Below are 2,580 nucleotides of genomic sequence, written 5' to 3' on the forward strand. Positions count from 1 at the left end.
TGTTGCCGCTGACCGAAAACTGACCCAGTAGAGGCTGTTCTGCCGACTGAAAACTGACCCAGGTGTTCAACTGCTTCTGCTCACTTTTCGAGCAGGAGAACACAGGGTGATAAGCATGGAAATGTTGGGAAAAATCCGGCGGATGTACTTCCGCGATAAGCTCTCGCTGCATCAGATAGCCAAGCGTACCGGGCTGTCGAGAAACACTATCCGAAAGTGGGTCAGAGCGCCCGAAGCCACTCAGCCGGCGTACCAACGGTGCGCAACCTTCAACAAACTCAGCCCATTCCACGACACGCTCGAACAGGCGCTGAAAGCCGATTCGTTTCGGGCAAAGCATAACCGCAGAAGCGCCAAAGCACTTTTCGAACAGATCAAGGCTGAGGGTTATGACGGCGGCTACAGCCAGCTCACGGCGTTTGTACGCTCTTGGCGAGGCGAGCAAGGCAAGTCTTTACGCGCTTTTGTACCGCTGACTTTTGCCTTGGGTGAGGCCTTTCAATTTGACTGGAGCGAAGAAGGTCTGCTGATCGGCGGCCTGTTCCGACGCATCCAGGTCTCCCACATGAAGCTGTGCGCCAGTCGCGCGTTCTGGTTGGTTGCGTATCCCAGCCAAGGCCACGAGATGTTGTTCGATGCCCACACCCGCTCTTTTGGTGCGCTTGGCGGAGTCCCGCGTCGCGGCATTTACGACAACATGAAAACGGCTGTCGACAAGGTCAACAAAGGCAAAGGCCGCACGGTCAATGCCCGGTTTGCTGTCATGTGTGCCCACTACCTGTTCGACCCGGACTTCTGCAACGTCGCCTCGGGTTGGGAAAAAGGCATCGTTGAAAAGAACGTCCAAGACAGCCGGCGGCGCATTTGGATCGACGCTCAAGACTGCATGTTTCACACCTTCGAAGAACTGAATATCTGGCTCGGTCAACGCTGCCGGTCGCTCTGGAGCGAGCTGGTGCATCCTCAGTACAACGGGCTGACGGTGGCTGAGGTCTTGGAGCTGGAGCGGGTTGAAATGATGCCGATGCCGACAGCGTTTGATGGCTATGTCGAACGTACCGTGCGGGTCTCCAGCACCTGCCTGATCAGCGTGGCGCGAAATCGCTATTCAGTGCCATGTGAGCGAGTTGGCCAGTGGGTCAGCAGCCGTCTGTATCCTTCGCGAATCATGGTCATCGCCGATGAAACGGTGATCGCCAGCCACGAGCGCCTCTTTGATCGAGATCAGGTCAGTTTTGACTGGCAGCATTACATCCCACTCATCGAACGCAAGCCCGGTGCACTGCGTAATGGCGCGCCATTTGCCGATCTACCGAAGCCGTTGCTGCTTCTCAAACGGGGACTGAGGCGTCACACCAACGGTGATCGAATCATGATGCAGGTACTGGCTGCTGTGCCTATCGCCGGTCTCGAACCGGTGCTGGTTGCGGTGGAGCTGGTACTTGAGTCGGGAAGTCTGAGCGCCGATCACATCCTCAATGTCCTTGCCCGCCTGACCTCCACTGCACCACCTCCCTGCGTAGAAACCAGCTTGCAACTCAAGGTAGCGCCTGTTGCCAATACGGCGCGCTACGACCGGCTCCGTTCGACTGATGAGGAGAATCGCAATGCGTGACCTAATGACGGAACTCAAAGAACTGCGCCTGCACGGCATGGCCGGTGCTTGGGAAGAACTGGTCTCTCAAGGAACAGCGTCGACGGCTTCATCGAAATGGCTGCTGGAACATCTGCTTCAGCAGGAACATGCGGATCGCGCGGTGCGCTCGGTGAATCATCAGATGAACATGGCCAAACTTCCCATGCACCGTGATTTAGCTGGGTTTGACTTCAGCGCTTCCAGCGCTGATGCCCGGCTGGTCAGCGATCTATCCAGCTTGGCGTTCACTGAAACCGCGCAGAATGTCGTGTTCATCGGTGGGCCGGGAACCGGAAAAACACACCTGGCCAGTGCCCTGGCTGTATCCGGAATCACGGCCCATAACAAACGCGTGCGCTTCTTTTCTACGGTGGATTTGGTGAACCTGCTGGAGCGTGAAAAGTACGATGGCAAGGCAGGGCGAATCGCCCAGGGACTGCTTCGCACAGACCTGGTGATACTGGATGAGCTGGGGTATTTGCCTTTTAGCCAAAGCGGCGGCGCCCTGTTATTTCACCTGCTGTCCAAACTGTACGAGCACACCAGCGTGGTGATCACCACCAACCTCAGCTTTTCGGAGTGGTCGAGCGTATTTGGCGACGCCAAGATGACTACTGCGTTGCTGGATCGGTTGACACACCACTGCCACATCGTCGAAACGGGCAACGAGTCGTACCGCCTTCAACACAGCACCTTGGCCGCTCAGACAAAGATCAAATCAAGGGAGCGAAAGCGCAAGAATGGGGATGATTTCGAGGACGATGAGCAGTTTTGATCCGCTCCATAATTGCCCTGCTGCATGCATACATGCGGTGGGGCTGGATGCGTCTTCAACCAGAACACTGCTGCTAAGCTTATCCACAATTGCTGGGACAAAAATCAGCAATCCGTCCTGGGTCATTTTTCAATCGGCAGGGTGGGTCAGTTTTCAATCAGCGCCAACA

General features: G+C 56.1%; 3 protein-coding genes. All 3 read left to right on the forward strand.

What is annotated here, in order from left to right; translation table 11 throughout:
* The first annotated feature begins 115 nt into the window (after positions 1-115).
* Positions 116-1,615 carry an IS21 family transposase gene (istA, locus tag E3W21_RS28860; RefSeq protein ID WP_134423046.1) on the forward strand — a complete coding sequence of 500 codons (1,500 nt, stop codon included), beginning with the start codon at positions 116-118 and terminating at the stop codon, positions 1,613-1,615.
* Positions 1,608-2,411, forward strand: coding sequence for an IS21-like element ISPsy20 family helper ATPase IstB (istB, locus tag E3W21_RS28865; protein WP_134423048.1), 804 nt, complete (start codon positions 1,608-1,610; stop codon positions 2,409-2,411). The genes istA and istB overlap by 8 nt, the downstream gene beginning before the upstream one ends.
* On the forward strand, positions 2,398-2,580 hold a 183-nt coding region (locus E3W21_RS31495; RefSeq protein ID WP_218570186.1), incomplete at its 3' end, for a hypothetical protein. The genes istB and E3W21_RS31495, both read left to right, overlap by 14 nt.

The sequence above is a fragment of the Pseudomonas sp. F01002 genome (assembly GCF_004402115.1).
Taxonomy (GTDB): Bacteria; Pseudomonadota; Gammaproteobacteria; order Pseudomonadales; family Pseudomonadaceae; genus Aquipseudomonas; species Aquipseudomonas frigoris.

Coding starts and splice junctions, on each gene's coding strand:
- istA (WP_134423046.1), top strand. CDS start 116: ATGGAAATGTTGGGAAAAATCCGGCGGATGTACTTCCGCGATAAGCTC.
- istB (WP_134423048.1), top strand. CDS start 1,608: ATGCGTGACCTAATGACGGAACTCAAAGAACTGCGCCTGCACGGCATG.